The sequence below is a fragment of the Rhodococcus sp. IEGM 1372 genome, from assembly GCF_030056835.1.
In the GTDB taxonomy this organism is placed as follows: Bacteria; Actinomycetota; Actinomycetes; order Mycobacteriales; family Mycobacteriaceae; genus Rhodococcoides.
The window spans coordinates 1-18,130 of the sequence record NZ_JASHKS010000019.1; the positions used below are offsets into that span (position 1 = coordinate 1).

General features: G+C 64.9%; 18 protein-coding genes and 1 riboswitch. Of the genes, 8 read left to right on the forward strand and 10 right to left on the reverse strand.

All coding sequences use genetic code 11. The annotated features are described in order from the left end of the window. Window positions 1-118: 118 nt before the first annotated feature. Window positions 119-685 (reverse strand): TetR family transcriptional regulator, encoded by a 567-nt coding sequence (locus tag QM590_RS15880; RefSeq protein ID WP_269595655.1) that lies wholly within the window; start codon window positions 683-685, stop codon window positions 119-121. Window positions 686-804: 119 nt separating this feature from the next. On the opposite strand from QM590_RS15880, the gene QM590_RS15885 reads away from it, so the two are divergent. Continuing rightward, window positions 805-2,388, forward strand: coding sequence for an MFS transporter (locus QM590_RS15885; protein WP_094640520.1), 1,584 nt, complete (start codon window positions 805-807; stop codon window positions 2,386-2,388). 65 nt (window positions 2,389-2,453) lie between these two features. Here QM590_RS15885 and QM590_RS15890 read toward each other — a convergent pair whose 3' ends face one another. From QM590_RS15890 to QM590_RS15905, 4 genes are all read right to left on the reverse strand, one after another. Continuing rightward, complete coding sequence (locus QM590_RS15890) at window positions 2,454-3,206, reverse strand: GTP pyrophosphokinase (RefSeq protein ID WP_068282717.1); 753 nt, start codon at window positions 3,204-3,206, stop codon at window positions 2,454-2,456. Next, window positions 3,193-3,498 carry a hypothetical protein gene (locus QM590_RS15895; protein WP_121871456.1) on the reverse strand — a complete coding sequence of 102 codons (306 nt, stop codon included), beginning with the start codon at window positions 3,496-3,498 and terminating at the stop codon, window positions 3,193-3,195. Before QM590_RS15895 ends, QM590_RS15890 begins: the two co-directional genes overlap by 14 nt. A 130-nt stretch (window positions 3,499-3,628) precedes the next feature. After that, on the reverse strand, window positions 3,629-3,784 hold the full coding sequence (locus QM590_RS15900) for a DUF6131 family protein (protein ID WP_094611554.1): 156 nt from the start codon (window positions 3,782-3,784) through the stop codon (window positions 3,629-3,631). Between the two features lie 93 nt (window positions 3,785-3,877). Further along, window positions 3,878-5,827 carry a helicase-related protein gene (locus QM590_RS15905; RefSeq protein WP_259468080.1) on the reverse strand — a complete coding sequence of 650 codons (1,950 nt, stop codon included), beginning with the start codon at window positions 5,825-5,827 and terminating at the stop codon, window positions 3,878-3,880. A 48-nt stretch (window positions 5,828-5,875) separates the two neighbouring features. Here QM590_RS15905 and QM590_RS15910 point away from each other — a divergent pair, with 48 nt between their 5' ends. The 5 genes from QM590_RS15910 to QM590_RS15930 all read left to right on the forward strand — a co-directional run bounded on the left by QM590_RS15910 (window position 5,876) and on the right by QM590_RS15930 (window position 11,320). Then, window positions 5,876-6,589, forward strand: coding sequence for a type 1 glutamine amidotransferase (locus tag QM590_RS15910; protein ID WP_121871455.1), 714 nt, complete (start codon window positions 5,876-5,878; stop codon window positions 6,587-6,589). Between the two features lie 9 nt (window positions 6,590-6,598). Then, window positions 6,599-7,777: an alpha-hydroxy-acid oxidizing protein gene (locus QM590_RS15915; RefSeq protein ID WP_121871454.1), complete on the forward strand. Its 1,179-nt coding sequence runs from the start codon at window positions 6,599-6,601 to the stop codon at window positions 7,775-7,777. Continuing rightward, complete coding sequence (locus QM590_RS15920; protein WP_269595656.1) at window positions 7,777-9,072, forward strand: alpha-amylase family glycosyl hydrolase; 1,296 nt, start codon at window positions 7,777-7,779, stop codon at window positions 9,070-9,072. The genes QM590_RS15915 and QM590_RS15920 overlap by 1 nt, the downstream gene beginning before the upstream one ends. A gap of 74 nt (window positions 9,073-9,146) precedes the next feature. Further along, a riboswitch (TPP riboswitch) is annotated at window positions 9,147-9,239 on the forward strand. 49 nt (window positions 9,240-9,288) lie between these two features. Continuing rightward, window positions 9,289-10,050, forward strand: a complete 762-nt coding sequence (locus QM590_RS15925; RefSeq protein ID WP_121871452.1) for a 3-oxoacyl-ACP reductase — start codon at window positions 9,289-9,291, stop codon at window positions 10,048-10,050. A 1-nt stretch (window position 10,051) separates the two neighbouring features. Then, complete coding sequence (locus QM590_RS15930) at window positions 10,052-11,320, forward strand: LLM class flavin-dependent oxidoreductase (RefSeq protein WP_121871451.1); 1,269 nt, start codon at window positions 10,052-10,054, stop codon at window positions 11,318-11,320. Between the two features lie 10 nt (window positions 11,321-11,330). Here the strand turns inward: QM590_RS15930 and QM590_RS15935 are convergent, their stop codons facing one another. The 3 genes from QM590_RS15935 to QM590_RS15945 are packed head-to-tail and all read right to left on the reverse strand — an operon-like array spanning window position 11,331 to window position 14,236. Further along, window positions 11,331-12,221 carry an alpha/beta fold hydrolase gene (locus QM590_RS15935; protein WP_121871450.1) on the reverse strand — a complete coding sequence of 297 codons (891 nt, stop codon included), beginning with the start codon at window positions 12,219-12,221 and terminating at the stop codon, window positions 11,331-11,333. 12 nt (window positions 12,222-12,233) lie between these two features. Beyond that, complete coding sequence (locus tag QM590_RS15940; RefSeq protein WP_121871449.1) at window positions 12,234-13,340, reverse strand: PDR/VanB family oxidoreductase; 1,107 nt, start codon at window positions 13,338-13,340, stop codon at window positions 12,234-12,236. Beyond that, on the reverse strand, window positions 13,337-14,236 hold the full coding sequence (locus QM590_RS15945; protein ID WP_269595657.1) for a metal-dependent hydrolase: 900 nt from the start codon (window positions 14,234-14,236) through the stop codon (window positions 13,337-13,339). Before QM590_RS15945 ends, QM590_RS15940 begins: the two co-directional genes overlap by 4 nt. Window positions 14,237-14,350: 114 nt before the next feature. Here QM590_RS15945 and QM590_RS15950 point away from each other — a divergent pair, with 114 nt between their 5' ends. Beyond that, a complete protein-coding gene (locus QM590_RS15950; protein WP_259468079.1) occupies window positions 14,351-14,866 on the forward strand; it encodes an HD domain-containing protein in 516 nt (171 codons plus the stop codon). 48 nt (window positions 14,867-14,914) lie between these two features. On the opposite strand, the gene QM590_RS15955 is transcribed toward QM590_RS15950, so the two are convergent. After that, on the reverse strand, window positions 14,915-15,382 hold the full coding sequence (locus QM590_RS15955) for an alpha-isopropylmalate synthase regulatory domain-containing protein (RefSeq protein WP_269595658.1): 468 nt from the start codon (window positions 15,380-15,382) through the stop codon (window positions 14,915-14,917). A 229-nt stretch (window positions 15,383-15,611) separates the two neighbouring features. On the opposite strand from QM590_RS15955, the gene QM590_RS15960 reads away from it, so the two are divergent. Beyond that, window positions 15,612-16,814, forward strand: coding sequence for an ATP-binding protein (locus QM590_RS15960; protein ID WP_068048586.1), 1,203 nt, complete (start codon window positions 15,612-15,614; stop codon window positions 16,812-16,814). A gap of 1 nt (window position 16,815) precedes the next feature. Here QM590_RS15960 and QM590_RS15965 read toward each other — a convergent pair whose 3' ends face one another. After that, window positions 16,816-18,003 carry an alkane 1-monooxygenase gene (locus tag QM590_RS15965; RefSeq protein WP_094640534.1) on the reverse strand — a complete coding sequence of 396 codons (1,188 nt, stop codon included), beginning with the start codon at window positions 18,001-18,003 and terminating at the stop codon, window positions 16,816-16,818. Window positions 18,004-18,130: the final 127 nt, after the last annotated feature.

An 18,130-nucleotide genomic window follows, 5' to 3' on the forward strand; every position in this document is an offset into this window, starting at 1 on the left:
TGCAGTAACCCTCCATAGCTTCTCGAATGACTCACCAGAAGCTTGGCAAAGAGGGAAATCGGCCCGCTACCCAACTATTCGTAACTCTTCACTTGAAGCTAGATATCGATAGACAATGCTACGGAGTGCAGAGTCGCCGGACCGCTGCTTCGATTTTCGACGCCCGACGCTGGTGTTCGGCGTCGTCGACGGGTCCGCAGTCGCTGCCGGGCGCGGTCATCCAGGCGGAGGTGATGCCGAAGATCATGGTGAACAGGTCGTCGACGGTGAAGGTGTCGGAGATCAGTCCGTTCTGCTGCGCGGCCGCCATGGCGTTTCGTCGCTCGGCGATCACCGCATGGATGTCGTCGGCACCGGCGACCGCCGTGCCGCCTTGAAGCTGCGTCCACAGCAGCAGTCGGTGCTCCTGCGGATTCGCGTCGAGGTGCAGATACTCGCGCGCGGCGTATCCCCCGAGATCGTCGACGGTGAAGGGAACCGACTCCAGGAAGCGCGCGAATCCGTCTTCCACGACGGCCCGGAACAGTGCTTCCTTGTCTCCGAAGTATGCGTACAGGCGTTCCTTGCTCGCCTTGGCCGAGACCGCGATGCGGTCGACCCGTGCGCCGGCCAGGCCGTGCTCGGAGAATTCTGCGCGGGCAGCGACGACGATGCGGGCGCGGGTGGCGCTTGCGTCAGGCTTCATGGCGGCCACCCTACCGCCAACCAACTAGTTCGTTTGACAGCCGGTCCATCGTCGCTTACCTTTTCGGTCGGGACATTTTTCGTGCCCAGAGAATCAACGAGTACGAGTGGGGTAGAAACATGTCGCAGGTCTCCGAACACGGGGCGCTGGCCGAGAATCCGAATTACGAACGCCGCTGGTTGGTGCTCTGCATCGTCGCCATCACGCAGCTCACGATCGTGTTGGACGGCACCATCGTCAACATCGCCCTGCCGCAGGCGCAGATCGACCTCGGCATCAGCGACACCAGCCGCACCTGGGTGATCACCGCATACGCGCTGGCGTTCGGCGCGCTGTTGCTGCTCGGTGGTCGAATCGCGGACTACTGGGGCCGCAAGCGCTCGTTCATCGTCGGCATGGCCGGCTTCGCCGTTGCCTCCGCCGTCGGCGGACTCGCCCAAGAGGGCTGGCAGCTGTTCATCGCACGCGCAGGTCAGGGCGTCTTCGCTGCACTGCTCGCACCCGCAGCGCTGGCCATCCTGACGGTAACGTTCACCGACACCAAGGAGCGCGCCAAGGCATTCGGCGTGTTCGGCGCGATCGCCGGTGGCGGCGCAGCCGTCGGACTGCTCCTCGGCGGAGTGCTCACCGAGTACGCGAACTGGCGCTGGTGCCTGCTCGTCAACATCCCCGTCGCCATCATTGCCATCGCCGCCGCAGTCCCGCTGGTCAAGGAGAGCAAGGCACACGGCGACACCCGCTACGACCTGCCCGGAGCGATCCTCGTCGCGCTCGGACTGGCCTCGCTGGTCTACGGCTTCACCGAAGCCGAGGACGGCTGGGCGACGGTACCCACCATCTCCTTCATCGCTCTCGGCCTCGCGCTGCTCGCCGCGTTCGTCGTGGTCGAATCCAAGTCCGCCAACCCGCTGCTCCCCCTGAGCGTTCTGCTCGACCGCGACCGCGGTGCCGCATACATCGGGTCGGCCGTCATCGGTGCAGCACTGCTCGGTGGCACGTTGTATCTGACCTTCTACTTCCAGATCGTGCTCCAGATGAGCCCGGTCATCGCCGGTGTCGCGTCGCTGCCCATGACCGGCGGAATCCTGATCACCGCCGCGATCGCCTCGGCACTCGTACCGAAGATCGGGCCCAAGCCGATGATGGCCGTCGGCCCCGTCGTCTCGGCGATCGGCCTGCTGCTGCTCACGCAGATCGGCGTCGACACCTCGTACTGGACGCACGTGCTCCCCGGAGTCGTACTGCTCGGGCTCGGTCTCGGCCTGCTGATGGTGCCGATGCAGAACGTCGCTCTCATCGGCGTCCCCGATCACGATGCGGGTGCCGCATCCGCGCTGATCAACGCGACGCTTCAGGTCGGCGGCGCACTCGGCGCAGCGGTGTTCACCACGGTGTACACCTCGTCGAAGACGACGTTCCTCGCCGAGAACCCGGCACCGACGCCGCCCGCAGGAGTTCCTGCGGAGGCTCTTGCCGGCCAGGAAATCCCCAGCGACGAGATGCTGGCCGCGCTACCGGAACCGATCCGCAACTTCGTGCTCGCCACCATCGATCACGCTTTCGCAGCCGAGGTGTCGGGCTACGCGTGGGCCTTCGGAACCGCCGCGATCCTGGTCGCGTTGGTGTGCCCGGTCGTGCTGGTACTGGTCCGTGCCAAGAAGGACGACCTGCCAGTCGGGGACACTCCGGTCCACATCGGCTAGCGCATACGAGAACAGAACCCCGCTGCTCGCCCGTCGAGCAGCGGGGTTTTTCGTTGTGGTGACCGTCAAGCCCGATCGGGGTCGATCGCCTCGGCCTGCGCCGTGAGCAGCATGTGCAGCAACTCGGGAGGCAGAGCCATGGGCGGCAGCGCGCCGAGAGCGATGGAGTTCTCCGCCTCGCCGCCCAGCTCGACCACCTCGTCGTGCAGGCTTTCCATCTTCTCGTCGAGCTTGTTGGCGCTCTCGGCCGCCTCGGTCAGCTCCGCCAACAGAGTCTCCGGAATCTGCCCGCGATACTTGTAGAAGATCTTGTGCTCGAGGCTCGCCCAGAAATCCATCGCGATGGTTCTGATCTGCAGTTCGACGAGGACCGGCTGGACGCGATCGGACATGAACACCGGAATCTCGACGATCAGATGCAAGCTCTTGTAGCCGTTGGCTTTCGGGTTCGCGATGTAGTCCTTGATCTCGACGACGCGCACGTCGCTCTGACTGCTGAGCATGTCGGCGATGCGGTAGGTGTCGGAGATGAAGCTGCAGGTGATGCGCACTCCGGCGACGTCGAAGATGTTCTCGCGAATCGCATCGAGAGTCAGGGCGCACTTCTTCCGCTGCGCCTTCTCGAAAATGCTCTCCGGAGTCTTCAACCTCGACGAGACGTGCTCGATGGGGCTGTACCGGTGAATGTGGGTGAATTCCTGCTTCAAGATGTTGATCTTCGTGATCAGCTCGTCGATCCCGAACTTGTAGCTCATCATGAATCGCGTGAAATCTTGTCTCAGTTGACCCAGATCGACGACGGGCTCACTGTTGTTCATACCGTCGATTGTCCACGACGGGCGACTGTGTTCGCGCAGCGCGGGAATCGAAGCTGGCGTCACTGCACGAGTTGCGTAGCTCCGGCGTGAACAGCACGACGCCACAGCGTTCGCACTGATGGGTGCGGTGATGTCCGCGGTCGCACGAACAGGCCCGTGAACCCACCAATACCGAACCGGCGACGAGTGGATGGCCGTTGGTGCAGCGAGAAGGCGCTCGTTCTGCCCACCGATCGCCGACGCGATAGAGCGATCCGGCAACCGGGTCGGTGTCGCGCTCGTCGGATGCCATCGCGCGCAACCGCCTTCGACACTGTCTACCGTCCGATATGGACCGCCCGAAGTGGCTCCGCTGGCCGCATCGCCAACTTCGGGGGCCCGCTCAGACTAACAGAAATCGAACGTGTGTTCTAACTCGTAGGTCAAAACCACGTCTTGCGGCCACCGACTGCGCGCCCCATCGAACCGAGCAACGTCAGAACCGCGCCGACGACGACAAGAATGATGCCGATGGTCGTCAAGATCGAGATGCCGGCGAAATAGCCGATGAGGGCGAGGATGATTCCGAGAACGATCATGACTACTCCTGGTGCCACTGTGAGCCCGCTACCGACGAATTGCCGATGGGACCGAACCTACTCGGGCGCGTGGACGATTGCTCACAATTGTCGCTATTTTCCGGCGTCCACTTTCGCGGCGAGAAACGCCTCGGGGTCGATGAGATCCGCCTGCCCGACGATCGATCCCAGGTCAGCGATACGTTCGATACCGGTCAGCACCATCTCTTCTTCGACCGTGCCCTCGGCGTAGCCGTAGTAGCAGGTCGACGTCGTGTGGTTGTGGTCCTTGTCTATTCGGTTGGCCCGGCCCTCGATCTGCCGAATGTCGATGGGCGTCCACCGGGGATCGTGAATCAGCGTCACGCGTGGTGCGAGGGTGGAGACCGTGCCCTCCGGGAGCAGTAATTCGTTGGTGTGCAGGTTGATCGCACTGGTGGTTGTCGAGACGATGACCGACGCGTCGCCGGTTTGAAAGCGTCTGATCGACGCCTCCTGATCCGGGCTGCTCATACTCCCGTCGACGACCGCGACCTCGAGGCCCTCGTCCCGAAGCGTCTGCGCCAACGCCGCTACCGACTCGCGGTAGAACATCGAGACGAACACCTGATTGCCGGCCTTGACCCAGGTGCGCACCTGGTCGGCGGACGCGGGAATGCGTAGGTACGAACACTTCTGGCGGAATCGCAGGGTCGCGGCGCGGGTGCTCGGGTTCTTCTGCAGCACGCGCTTGCCGCCGACGGCCTTCCAGATCGGTAGCCCGACTTCCTTGCGGTAGTCCACCCACGCCGAGTTGTACAGCCGCTTCTGCGCGGCGGTGAGTTCCTGGCCGAGCGGCTCGCGTGGGGTCGGCGGTGAGGGACGCGAAATCGACCACGGCACAGCACCTCCCGACAGCCACCCATGTACGGACGCGATATCGCGGGCGCGTCGGGCCGCGTCCTCGGGCTCCCACCGCCACGTCGTCAATCCCGTCGTCGCCTTGCCTGCCTTGACGGCGAACCCCGATTCGATGAGGAACTCGGCCCACTTCATCGTCACCGCATAGCCGAGATACTCGTCGTCGCCGAGGATCTCGACCCCGCGGCTGCGCTCGACGGCCCGTGCCATGTAGGCGAAGTGCAGCGGCTGATAGCCGGGAGTTGCAGACATCCACACCACCGAGCGCGCCGCCTCCTGATACCGCCAGAGGATCTGCGACTGCTGCGATTCGATGTTCATCAGCGCATGCGATTCGTCGGCGATCACCACGTCCATGTCGAACCGAAGCTCGCCGAGCGAGATGGTCCGCTTGTTCTGTGTCCGTTTGCGTTTGCCCAGGTCGGTCTCGGGCGGAACGGACAGGAGCTTCTTCGTCGACTGGTACGTGATCAGCAGCCAGCGCTTGCGCTCGGACGGTTCGATGTCGGCCTCGCTGTCGGCGATGGTGCGCCGCCATCCCGGCAATGCGCCCTTGGGTGCGACCACCAGCACCGTGCCGATCTCGGCCGCCGACATCTGCCGAACGGCCTCGCACACCGCCAACGTCTTGCCCAGACCCGTCGAATCCATCTGCGCGAAGTACGGGAATCCCGCGTCGAGGGCGGCGAGATGGCGTCGAACGGATTCGAGTTGGGTCTCACGCGGCTGCATCGCGCGCTCCCGCACCATCTCGTCCCGCCAGTTCTCGTTGGCATCGTCCTCGAGCCACCGTTGCAGGCTGTACGGCATCGACTCGTACGGCTGCAGATACTCGGGCAATTCGGTGCCGTAGTACGCGAACACCCGCGGTCCGGGATACCAGCGCGCCCCGGCAGCGCCCGCCGCCGACCGATCCTCGAACGGCACGTCCAACACCCAGACGCGCTCACCGGGATCGGGCACCCGCAGATCGGGGGCAGCAGTCTTGCGAGGCGACGTCTTGCGCGGGGCGGCTCTCTTCCGCGGTGCCGCTTTCTTTGCTGCTGCTTTCTTGGGAGCGGGCTCACCGTTCTTCGCGGCCGCGAACTTTCGCGCAGCGGCGCTCTGCCCGGCCTTGACGGTGCGGGCAGTGGTGGATCGGGCTGTGCGTCTACGAGGTGGCATCGGATCCAGTCTGTCGTACGGTGTGCACGAACACCGTAAAGGAGCCCTGTGACATACACGAACGACCCGCGCGCCGTAGTTCTCGTCCACGATCAGGATCCGACTCTGGCGCGACGCGACATCGGCACTCTCGACGCCGAATTACGCACCAGGGGTTTCCAGTTGGAGGTGCACTCCTTCGATCACAGCCCCGACGTTCCGCCGCCGCCACTGTCTCACGCGCAGTTGATGGTGGTCATGGGCTCGCCCGACGCCGCCTACGACGACACGCTGACGTGGCTCGCGCCCGAGATCGTCTACCTGCAGGACGCCATCGACGCGCAGGTCCCGATCCTGGGTGTGTGCTTCGGCGGGCAGTTGCTAGCGCGAGTGCTCGGCGGGTCGGTCCGCAAGTCCGAGCATCCCGAGTACGGATTCGTCGACATCGACACCTCCGATCCCGAGCTCATCGGCCCCGGCCCGTGGATGGAATTCCACGGCGACACCTTCACCGCGCCGCCGCAGGCCACGGTGATCGCGCGCAACGAGGCCGCGCAGCAGGCCTTCGTATGCGGACCGCACCTGGGGCTGCAGTTCCACCCCGAAATCGACCTCGACACCTACGACGCGTGGGCCGCCGCGTGGGACCGCGACGGCGTCGAACATGCGGTGGACACCCGCGAAATCCGCCGGGCCATCGCGGAGGCCGAAGCCGCAGCTCGGTCGCGCTGCTCGGCGCTGCTCGACGCATTTCTCGCCCGATCCTCGGCGGTGCCCCGGTAGGGTCGAACGATGACCGAGGCCAGGCCCAGCAACTTCAGCGATCACCAACTCGGCATCTACGCCGCCGGAATGTTCGCCCAGCAGACACCGCCGATCACCACCAACCTGGCGAGGCTGGAGGACCAGGCTGCCGAGAAGCTCTCGCCCGAGGCATTGGGCTACATCGTCGCCAGCGCGGGCAGCGGCTCGACGGCACGGGCGAACCGAGCGGCCTTCGACAAGTGGGCCATCGCCCCCAGGATGCTTCGGAGTTCGGCTGCTCGTGATCATTCGTGCACCGTGCTCGGCACCGAGATGCCGGCCCCGCTGATGATCGCTCCCGTGGGCATTCAGACGCTCGCGCACCCCGACGGCGAGCTCGCCACCGTTCGCGCAGCCGCGGAACTCGGTGTGCCATACATCCATTCGACACAGGCCTCGCATTCGTTCGAGCAGATCGCGGAGGCAGGGGGCGACGCTCCCCGCTGGTACCAGCTGTACTGGCCGACGGACGAATCGGTGCTGCTGAGCTTCCTGCAGCGCGCGAAGGAGTCCGGATTCACCACCCTGGTGCTGACCCTCGACACGACCTTGCTGGGCTGGCGGCCCGCCGATCTGGACCGCGGTTACCTGCCGTTCCTGGCCAACCTGGGTATCGAGAACTACCTGACCGATCCGGCGTTCCAGGCCGGCCTGGGGCAGCCGGTCGAGGAGAATCCTGTTGCCGCCGCGATGCATTGGGCGCAGATGTTCCCCAACCCGGGTCTGTCGTGGAAGAACTTGGCGTTCCTGCGCGAGCACTGGAGCGGTCCGATCGTGCTCAAGGGAATCTGTACGGTGGGCGACGCGCGAGAGGCGGCCGCGCACGGAGTGGACGGCATCGTCGTCTCCAACCACGGTGGGCGTCAGATCGACGGGGCCAGGCCGTCACTCGACGCGTTGCCGTCCATCGTCGATGCCGTCGGAGACGATCTGACCATCCTGTTCGACTCCGGTGTGCGCACCGGGGCAGACATGGCCAAGGCGTTGGCGCTCGGGGCAGATGCGGTACTGCTGGGCCGACCCTTCCTGTACGGCCTCGCACTCGATGGTCAGGAGGGTGTTGCGCACGTATTACGTTGCCTGCTGGCCGAATTCGACCTGGTGACGAGCCTGTCCGGTCATACCGGCGCAGGCGAACTGGGCCGCGACTCGATCATGGAGTCCTGATGGAGTGGACGAAGCACGCCATCTGGTGGCACCTGTACCCGCTCGGCTTCACCGGTGCGCCGGTACACGGCTGGGACGGTGAATCTCAGGCGGATCTGCACCGGCTGAACAGAATCGAGAACTGGCTCGACTACGCACTCGAACTCGGCGCGTCGGGCATCGCCCTCGGTCCGATCTTCGAGTCCGAGAAGCACGGCTACGACACTGTCGACTATTTCCACATCGACGGCAGGCTCGGCACCGACGAGGACATCGACTCCCTGATCGCCGCGGCGCACTCCCGCGGCCTGACGATCATGTTCGACGGCGTCTTCAACCATGTGGCGCAGAGCTTTCCGAAGTTTCAGGAAGCGCTGACCGAGGGTGCGGACTCCGAGGCCGCGGGGTGGTTCCACCTCGATTGGTCCGGTGAAAAGCCGACGCATCGCAACTTCGAGGGCCACGACGAACTGGTCGCACTCGATCACGAGAGCCCGGATGTGCAGCAGTACGTCGTGGACGTCCTGTCGCACTGGCTCGAGCGAGGCGTCGACGCCTGGCGGCTGGACGCGGCCTATGCGGTATCGCCGCGTTTCTGGGCCGCGGTGTTGCCGAAGGTTCGGGAAAAGCACCCGGACGCTTACTTTCTCGGCGAGGTCATTCACGGCGACTACGACCGAATCGTCTCGGCCTCCACGCTGGACTCGGTCACTCAGTACGAGCTGTGGAAGGCCGTCTGGAGCGGTCTGAGCGAGCTCAACTTCTTCGAGCTCTCCCATGCGCTCGAGCGTCACAACGGCTGGCTCGACGCCTTCGTGCCCGCCACGTTCGTCGGAAATCACGACGTCAACCGCATCGCCAGCGTCATCGAGGACGAGCGACATCTGCTGCACGCCTTGGTGGTTCTGTTCACCGTGGGCGGTATGCCGATGATCTACTACGGCGACGAGCAGGCGTTTCGCGGAATCAAGGAGGATCGAGTCGGCGGTGACGACGAGGTGCGTCCGGAGTACCCCGACACGTCCGAGAATCTCGCTCCGTACGGTTGGCCGGTCTACCGAGTGCATCAGGAGCTGATCGCACTTCGGCGTCGCAATCCGTGGCTGTACTCCGCGCGCACCGAGACGCTCGAACTCACCAACACCGCACTGCTCTATCGCGCGCACGCCGACGGCGAATCGCTGACGGTCGCGCTCAACCTCGGTGACGACGCCATCGACTACCCGGTTCAAGGCGACGAGGTGCTCGCAGGCGAAGCGGATCTGCACGACGGGCGGGTGAGCGTCCCGCCGCACGGCTGGGCCGTGATCGGCTGAACGCGTGCATTCGGTTCCATTCGTCTCTCTAGCGTGAAAACAAGACACGGCGAGAAACCGCTACAGGTACAGTCGACCGCGACACGGGGTGCCCGTCAGGGCTGAGAACACACCCGTCGAACCTGATCTGGTTAGGACCAGCGAAGGGAATGTCGTGGCGTTGCGGTATTCCTGTTCCCTCGTGACGGTCCCGACCTCGAACGAGAGGCGAGGCGCATGAAATTCGACGAGCAGACAGTGTTGGTCACCGGCGGTGGACGCGGACTGGGAGCAGCGATCGCCGCGGCGTTCGCCGGCCAGGGTGCCCGAGTGGTGATCGACTACCGCAACAGCAGAGATGCCGCCGAAGCGCTGTCGAACCGACTCGGTGAGAACGCGATCGCGGTCCAGGGTGATGTCACCGACGACGCCGCGGTGGCCGCGCTGTTCGATACCGCGCGTGAGCATTTCGGCACCCCGATCACTACCGTCGTCAACAACGCGCTGGCCGATTTCTCGTTCGACGGAGACGCACGGCCCAAAGCCGACACGATCACCTGGGAGCGCTTCGACGCTCAACTGCGGGGCAGCGTCCGCGCGGCGTTGTTGACCACCCAGGCTGCACTGCCGGGCATGCGCGAGGCGGGGTTCGGACGAATCATCAACGTGGGCACCAATTTGTTCCAGAATCCGGTAGTCCCGTACCACGACTACACGGCCTCCAAGGCGGCGCTGCTCTCGCTGACCCGCACTCTGTCCGCCGATCTGGGCGCAGACAACATCACCGTCAACATGGTCTCGGGTGGACTGCTCCGCACCACCGACGCCAGCTCCGCGACCCCGGCCGAGGTGTTCGATTTCATCGCCGCCTCGACCCCGCTGCAACGCGTCACCACCCCCGAGGAATTCGCCGACGCTCTGCTGTTCTTCGCATCGCCGTGGGCGCGGTCGGTGACCGGCCAGAATCTCGTCGTCGACGGCGGACTGGTCAAGGACTGACATGCACCTCAACGCTTTTCTCTACGGTTGCGGCCACCACAGCGCGGCGTGGCGTCACCCCGATTCGCGAGTGGAGGACCTCGGCGACATCTCGTACTACGAGGAACTCGCGCAGCTCGCCGAGCGGGGCAAGTTCGACGCGGTGTTCTTCGCCGACGGTCATTCGGTACGCGACCCGGCCGGGGCAGGCACCTGGTTCCTCGAGCCGATCACCGCGCTGTCCGCCATGGCGCGGGCCACCACGCACATCGGCCTCGTCACCACGGTCTCGTCGACGTTCTACACCCCGTTCCACGCTGCACGCATGTTGGCGTCGCTCGATCACATCAGTGGCGGCCGTGCTGGTTGGAACGTCGTCACCTCCATGTTCGACGCCGAAGCACGCAACCACGGGATGGACGTCATCCCGGCTCGTGAGGAGCGATATGCCCGCGCCGAGGAGTTCGTGGATACGGCTCTGGCGCTGTGGGATTCGTGGGATGCCGACGCGTTGACGCTCGATCGAAGCAGGCACTACGCCGATCCGGCCAAGGTGCACTCGATCGACCACGACGGCAAACACTTTCGGGTCGACGGGCCGTTGACGGTGCCGCGGTCGCCGCAGGGGAGGCCGGTGCTGTTTCAGGCCGGCGCGTCGGGCCCGGGCCGGGATCTGGCCGCGAAGTACGCCGAGGCGATCTATGCCGTCGCCTACGATCTCGTTGCAGCGCAGAGCTATTACAACGACGTGAAGGCGAGAATCCGCCATGCGGGCCGCGACAGCGCGACAGTGGGGATCATGCCGGGTTTGGTGACGTACATCGGGTCGACCATGGACGAGGCTCGCCGCAAGAAGGCCGAACTCGATGAGCTGCTGCCCACGGAGCAGTCACTGGCGATGCTGTCGACGTTCACCGGACAGGACTGTGCTGCCTGGGAACTCGACGCGCCGGTACCGTCCCTGCCTCCGGCGGCCGAGTTCGCCGGACCGCAGGGTCGCTACGAGACGATCCTGCGGATCATCGAGAAGGACGCCCCGACTGTGCGGGAGTTGCTCGGCACCCTCGCCGCGGGCGGCGGCCACGCGACAATGATCGGCACGCCGGAATCGATTGCCGACGAGATGCAGTCGTGGATCGGCCGCGGTGCCGACGGCTTCAATCTGATGTGTCCGCGCTACCCGGACTCATTGGAGGACTTCGTCGATCAGGTGGTTCCGATCCTGCAGCGGCGCGGTATTTTTCGCGCCGACTACACCGCGTCGACGCTGCGCGGGCACCTGGCGGGGTGATTCGTGAACATCAGTCCAGCGAGGCGATGAATTCCCTCGTCAATCGTGCGATGTCGTCGGCATGGGAGATCGGCGACCAGTGTCCGGCCGGAATGTCGTTGCGCGTGAGGTTCTTCACCCACTTGCCGGTGTCGTCGTAGTGGTACGGACGCACTGCGACGTCCTCGGTGTTGACGATGAGGTGCACGGGGATGTCGATGTACCGCTCACGTGGATTGCCCAGGAGCGGAATGATGTTGGCCCGGTAGAGTTTGGTGCCGTTGGTGGCATCCGACCACAGTGTGGGGTTCTGGGTGACGAGCTTCGGATCGACGCCCGAGAACTCCTGGAGGAACGCCGGCCACCCCTTGGCGAACTGCCGCTTGATGCGCAACGTGGACAGGCCGGGGATGTGGAAGGTGACGGTGTACCACGACGCGCGTACCTGGGCGAGCACCTGTTTGATGCCGGTGAGGGTGGGTTTGCGCAGGCGCGACTGCGACCACTTGCCGAGGTGATCGAGGTTCGGCCCGGAAATCGATGTGTACGAACGAATTCGGTCCTTCGCCTGGGGCTGGGCTGCGGCCTCCCATACCTCGACGGCACCCCAGTCGTGGGCGAGTACATGGACTGGGGCGTCGGGGCTGACGGCATCGGCGACGGCATAGAAATCCGAGGCGAGCCGGGCCAGCTTGTACGCCGACTGCTCGGCGGGGACCGAGCTCTCGCCTGCGCCGCGGGAGTCGTAGCTGATCACCCGGAAGCGGTCCTCGAGCTGCGGCACGATGTGGCTCCACAGCTCATGAGTATCGGGCCAGCCGTGCACGAGGACGATGGGATCGCCGTCGGGATTGCCGCTCTCGAACACCGCCAGCCGGATGCCCTCGTTGATGACTGTCGTCTGAACCGCGTTGCTGCTCAACAGTTTTCCGTTCTATAGATCGAGTACGAGACGCCCGCTGCGTGCGCGCGAAACGCAGATGAGCATGTGATCGCGCTGCTCTTCCGGCGTCAGTCTGTTTTCCAGGTGCTCGGGCTCACCGGAGAGCACCCGGACCTTGCAGGTGCCGCAGAAGCCCTGCTGGCACGAGTACGCGACGTTGGGTTTCTGCTCCTTGACCGCCGTCAGCACGGAGGCGTCGGCGGCGACGTCGAGCACAGCGCCCGTGCTGATCAACTGCACCTCGAACGGAGTGCCGTCGAGAATCGGCGGCGGGCCGAATCGCTCGAAATGCAGTGCGGTGGAGGGGCACTGGCGAAAGTCGCGGCGGACTGCGTCGAGCATGGGGGTGGGGCCGCAGCAGTAGACGGCACCGCCTGCGGGTGCGCGCTCGAGCAATTCACCCTCGGTGGGGTACCCGTGCACGTCGTCGGTCCGGACGAACACCCGGTCCGATTCCCAGCTCTCGATCTCGTCGAGGAAGGGCATCGTGTCGCGTGATCGACCGCAGTACACGAATTGCCAGTCCATGCCGAGAATTCTTGCGGCGCGGACCATCGCGATGATGGGAGTGATCCCGATACCGCCGGCGATGAACAGTGCGCTGCCGTCGCCGACGAAAGGGAATCCGTTGCGGGGGCCACGGACGGTGACCTCGGTGCCGGGTTGCAGTCCGTGCATTTCGATGGATCCGCCTGCGCCGGTCGGGATTCGGCGCACCGCGATGCGATAGGAGCTGCGATCGGAGGGATTTCCGCACAGTGAGTACTGCCGGCGACGGCCCGAGGGCAGGTGCAGATCGAGATGACAGCCCGGATGCCAGATGGGCAGCTGTGCACCCGTCGGCGACGCAAGGGTGAGGGCTGCGACATCGTTGTCCTCGGCGACGATCTCGCGTTCGGTGACGACCAACTTCAACGCCGAATCGGGGTTGTGGCCGGCGACGGCGTCGTTGTACTCCGCTCCGGCCGCCGCCTGCATGTACCCGTTGAGAAACGTACCGAGCAGCTGCATCGAGCGATCAGGACGTCCGCGCCCGCGCAGGTCCGGCGGAGCATCCTTGGGGAGCAGCCGCGGGACGCGCCGTGAAGAGAGCTTCACCTCGCTGCAGCCTGAGCGGCAGGCGAGGACGCAAGGTACCGGACGGCCTGAGCTGTGGAGCCTTCCTGGCTGGGGTGGTACGACTTCTTGAGGTAGCGCGACATGCTGCGGCCGACGTGCGTCAGCGCGGGCAGGGTGCCGCGTTTGACCGACTTCCGCCACAGTGCCGAGCGCGGCTTGCGGACGGACTTCGGGGCCGACTGCAGCTCCGGGTCGTTCTTCATCAGGAAGATGATCCCGCGCATCCAGATGTAGGCCATCAACGGCACGACCACGACGAACGTGCGCAATCGGCGAACCTCGCGCTTGTCGAAGTATCGCAGCGTGTCGTAGGCGACCGAGCGGTGCTCTACTTCCTCGGCACCGTGCCAGCGCAGCAGATCGAGCATGGTGGGGTGGATGCCCGCGCGGTCGAGACCGTCGGCGTTGAGTACCCAGTCACCGAGAAATGCCGTCACGTGCTCGATCGCGGCGATCAGAGCCAAGCGCTCGACCAGATTGTTCTTCGATCGAAGGCTGGTCACCGAATCGGAGCCGAGGACCTTGCCGAAGGCCCACTCCATCTGGTCGGTGAACGGAGTCGGGTCGAGTCCTTTGGCCTGGAGATGCACGAGGACGCCGGTGTGGGCCTCGGCGTGTACGGCTTCCTGGCCGATGAAGCCGATGACGTCGTCGCGCAGCTTCTCGTCGTCGATGTACGGCAGGGCTTCCTTGAACGTGTCGACGAACCAGTGCTCGCCGGCGGGCAGCAGTAGATGCAGCACGTTGAGTACGTGCCTGGTGTACGGATCGCCCGGCACCCAGTGCATCGGCAGATCGCTCCAGTCGAACTTGACGTTTCTGGCTTGCAGCATCACTTCACCGGGATCCGATGCGACGATCTTCCGTTCGCTCATCGAGCCACCTCCTCCAAGTTCGCAGGTGTGGCCGATGCCACAGTGCGAGACTTAGTATAAACACCGGTAACACATAAAGGGAACCGTGACGGTATCCGATGAGACACTTCTGTCATGACCGACTCCTCCCCCGTGTCGACTCCCCCGAGTCGTATGCCCGTCACCTGGCCTGCTGAATGGCCAGTCGAAGTTCGGCGCATCGCCGATGCCACGAACGATGCGCTGGCTGCTGTCGCCTCGCAGGATTCGGTCGCGTTCGACGATGCCGTCGAATCGTTGGGCCGCTCGGACTCGGCGCAGGCCGGCCACGTGCATGCCGAAATGGTACGCACGTTGCTCGAAGAGGTATACAGCGATGGATTGACCGGCGAGAACGTCCAGGAGGTGCTCGGCCGAACCGTACGAGGAGCCGGCTGGCTGCCGAACCTGGACATCGCCGGATTCGTGGAGGTGCTCACCGGAGCGCTGGGGGTGTCCGACGTCGAAGAGCAGTCGCGAGTGAGGCCGCGTCCGGCGCACGCGTTGCTGGTGGTCGCAGACCTGCTCGCGGTGCGCCGTGGCCGAGCCGAGACCTATCTGCGACGCGCACTGGCCGAAGTGCAGCGCGCCGAGACGATCGAGATGCCCTAGGAAAGTCTTCGCCTGTCTTGCATACGCGCTAGACCGTCGAAGAAAGCGCTACCGATGCAGAATGTTCGCTCCGGCGATGACGGCTCGCACGGCCGACAGGTGTGCGTCGGTATCCATGCCCATCGACCATTCGCGGCGACCGTCGTGCTCGGTGAGGACGAAGGTGGCGGTCTCGTCGCCGATGATCTGCTGGTGGAACGAGAGGATCTCGATGCGGAATCCGGCGTCGTGGAGCATCGAGTTCAACGCCTCGATCGGTCCGTAAGTCGTTGCTGCACAGGAGATGATCGTGTCGCCGACGCCGAAGGTCGCGTCGAAAGCAGTCCTCCCGCCAGTCGCACTGTCGGCAGTCCATGACCCCAGTCGAAGAGGCCCGGTGCTGGGCGAGAAGCGGTCGGTGAAGTTCGTCCACGACATGTGTTGCCAGGTGATCTCGTCGCGCATCGTGCGCGGCAGGGCGCAACCGAAACGGGTGTGGAACGGATCTGTGGCGAGAGTGGAAGCAAATGCATTCATGAGGGTGGTCCTGGCGAATGTGAAGGGAGGACCGAGAGAGCACGACGACCCGCAGCGAGGGGTCGGTCCGAATCAGACCCCGCTACGGCGGCGTACTACGAGAATGCGCTTCACACCCCAGAAAGTAGTCCTCCGTCGCAGCCGTGCGCAAGTATCGAGTGAATACAGATCTCTAGGACACGAACTAGATGTCCGCATATATAGCACGATTCGTTGTAACTTTGGCCCCATGGACCCCGTGCGTAACCCCTACGCCCCCGGCGCCGGCCAGCGCCCACCCGAGCTCGCAGGCCGAAAGAAGCAGCTCGACGCCTTCGACGTCGTACTCGAACGCATCACCCGCGGCCGGCCGGAACGCAGCGTCGTTCTCACCGGGCTGCGAGGCGTCGGGAAGACGGTATTGCTCAACCAACTCCGATCCGCGGCCATCGCCCGCGGCTGGGGCACCGGCAAGATCGAGGCTCGGCCGGACCAGGAACTGCGTCGACCGCTGTCGTCTGCGCTGCACATGGCGGTCCGCGGGATTGCGGCATCGCATCGCGATCCCGAACGCGTCGACGAGTTCCTCGGCGTCCTCAAGGCCTTCGCCCTACGCGCCACCGCGGACAAGGGCATGCGGGAGCGGTGGCAGCCCGGCATCGACGTCCCGGCGAAGACCGGCCGCGCCGACTCCGGCGACATCGAGATCGACCTCGTGGAACTGCTGCTCGACGCCTCCGCGCTGGCCGGCGACGTGGGCGTGGGCATCGCCATCTTCATCGACGAGATGCAGGATCTGGGTGCCGCGGACATCTCCGCGTTGTGTGCGGCCTGTCACGAGCTCAGTCAGGACACCGCGCCGCTGATCATCGTCGGGGCCGGGCTGCCACACCTACCTGCGGTGTTGTCGGCGTCCAAGAGTTACTCCGAGCGCCTGTTCAGCTACCACCGGATCGGCCGACTCGAGCGAGCCGCAGCAGACCTGGCTCTGATCGCTCCGGCCGACCGCGAGGACGTCGAATTCACCCCCGACGCGCTCGACGCGCTGTATGCGGCCGCCGACGGCTACCCGTATTTCGTGCAGGCCTACGGCAAGGCGACGTGGGATCTAGCGGCCGACACCCCGATCACCGTCGAGGACGTACGCGTCGCTGCTCCGACGGCGGAGGAGGAATTGGCCGTCGGATTCTTCGGTTCTCGATACGAGCGTGCGACGCCTGCCGAGCGTGAATACATGCGTGCGATGGCCGAACTCTCGGTGGACGACGGCTCGGTGCCGACCTCGGCCGTGGCGACCGAACTGAAGCGCAAGCCGGCATCGCTGTCCCCGGCCCGCGACGGACTGATCAAGAAGGGTCTGATCTATTCGGCCGAGCGCGGCACCATCGCCTTCACGGTGCCGCATTTCGGTCGCTACCTGCGGGCACAGACCGACGAGCCTGCGGCGGTGTGAACTATCGGTACGCCTCAGCGCGCTCGACGCACAGTTGCTCGAGTTTCCGCACTGCCTTGGGGTCGGAGTGGTCGACGTTGACGAGCTCGGCGTCACCGTCGTAGAAGTCGATCAGTCGCTGATCCATCACCTTGCGCCACAGCGGCGGTACCAGCGCGCAGAAGATCATCACTGCATATCCGGCCGGTAGCTGCGGGGACTCGTCGACGGTGCGCAGTGCCTGGTAGCGGCGCACCGGATTCGCGTGATGGTCGCTGTGCCGTTGCAGGTGGTAGAGAAACAGGTTGCTCCACAAGTGGTCGCTGTTCCAGCTGTCGCGGTGGGTCGGTTTGCCGTATCGACCGCTTTTGCGCTTCTGCCGCAGCAGCCCGTAGTGCTCGAGGTAGTTGGCTGCCTCGTAGAGGACGATCGCGATCGCAGCCTGCAGGAACAGATACGGCACGGTCACCACACCGAAGACGGCGATCAGCACGCCGAACAGCACAACGCTCATGGCCGCGGCATTGAACAGGTTGTTTCGGTACGACCAGGGAGACAGGCCCTGGCGGGCGAGCCGTCGAGTCTCGAGCTCCCAGGCCGAGCGCAGGCCGTGCACGATCGTGCGCGGCAAAAACTTCCAGAACGACTCGCCGAACTTCGCCGACGCCGGATCCTCCGGGGTGGCGACGCGGAGGTGGTGGCCGTGATTGTGCTCGACGTAGAAGTGGCCGTACAGGGACTGTGCCAGTGTCACCTTCGACAGCCATCGCTCCAGACGCTCACGCTTGTGGCCCAGCTCGTGCGCGGCGTTGATGCCGACCCCACCGACGATGCCGACGGTGATGGCCAGGCCGATCCGCTCCGGAACTCCCAGCGGGCCGTGCGCCCAGAGATAGCAGGCCGCAACGAGACCCGCGTACTGCAACGGCAGGAACAGGTAGACGCACCAGCGGTAGTACGGATCCTTCTCCAGTGCGGCGATCGCCTCGTCCGGGGGATTGCTGCGGTCCACTCCGGCGAACCTGTCCACCAGTGGCAGTGCGACACCCATGATCATCAGGCCGAGGGTCCAGAACGCACCGGGGCCGAGAAGGGTCACCAGCCCCCAGGCCAGGAACGGGCTGAGAGGAATCGTCAGCCCCAGCGGCCACAGGTAGCGTTTGGGGTCGCGCCACCGCGGCGACGTGCTCGTGGCGGACTCATCACGCATTCTGGATTCTTCACTCCTGAGTCCTGGTCGGTGCCGTGCCCCGAGGTGCGGGGACAAACGGTAGTGGCGTGTCACAACTACATCGCCCGTTCCACCAGGATAGTTACCCAAGCAAATTTTGTAGGTT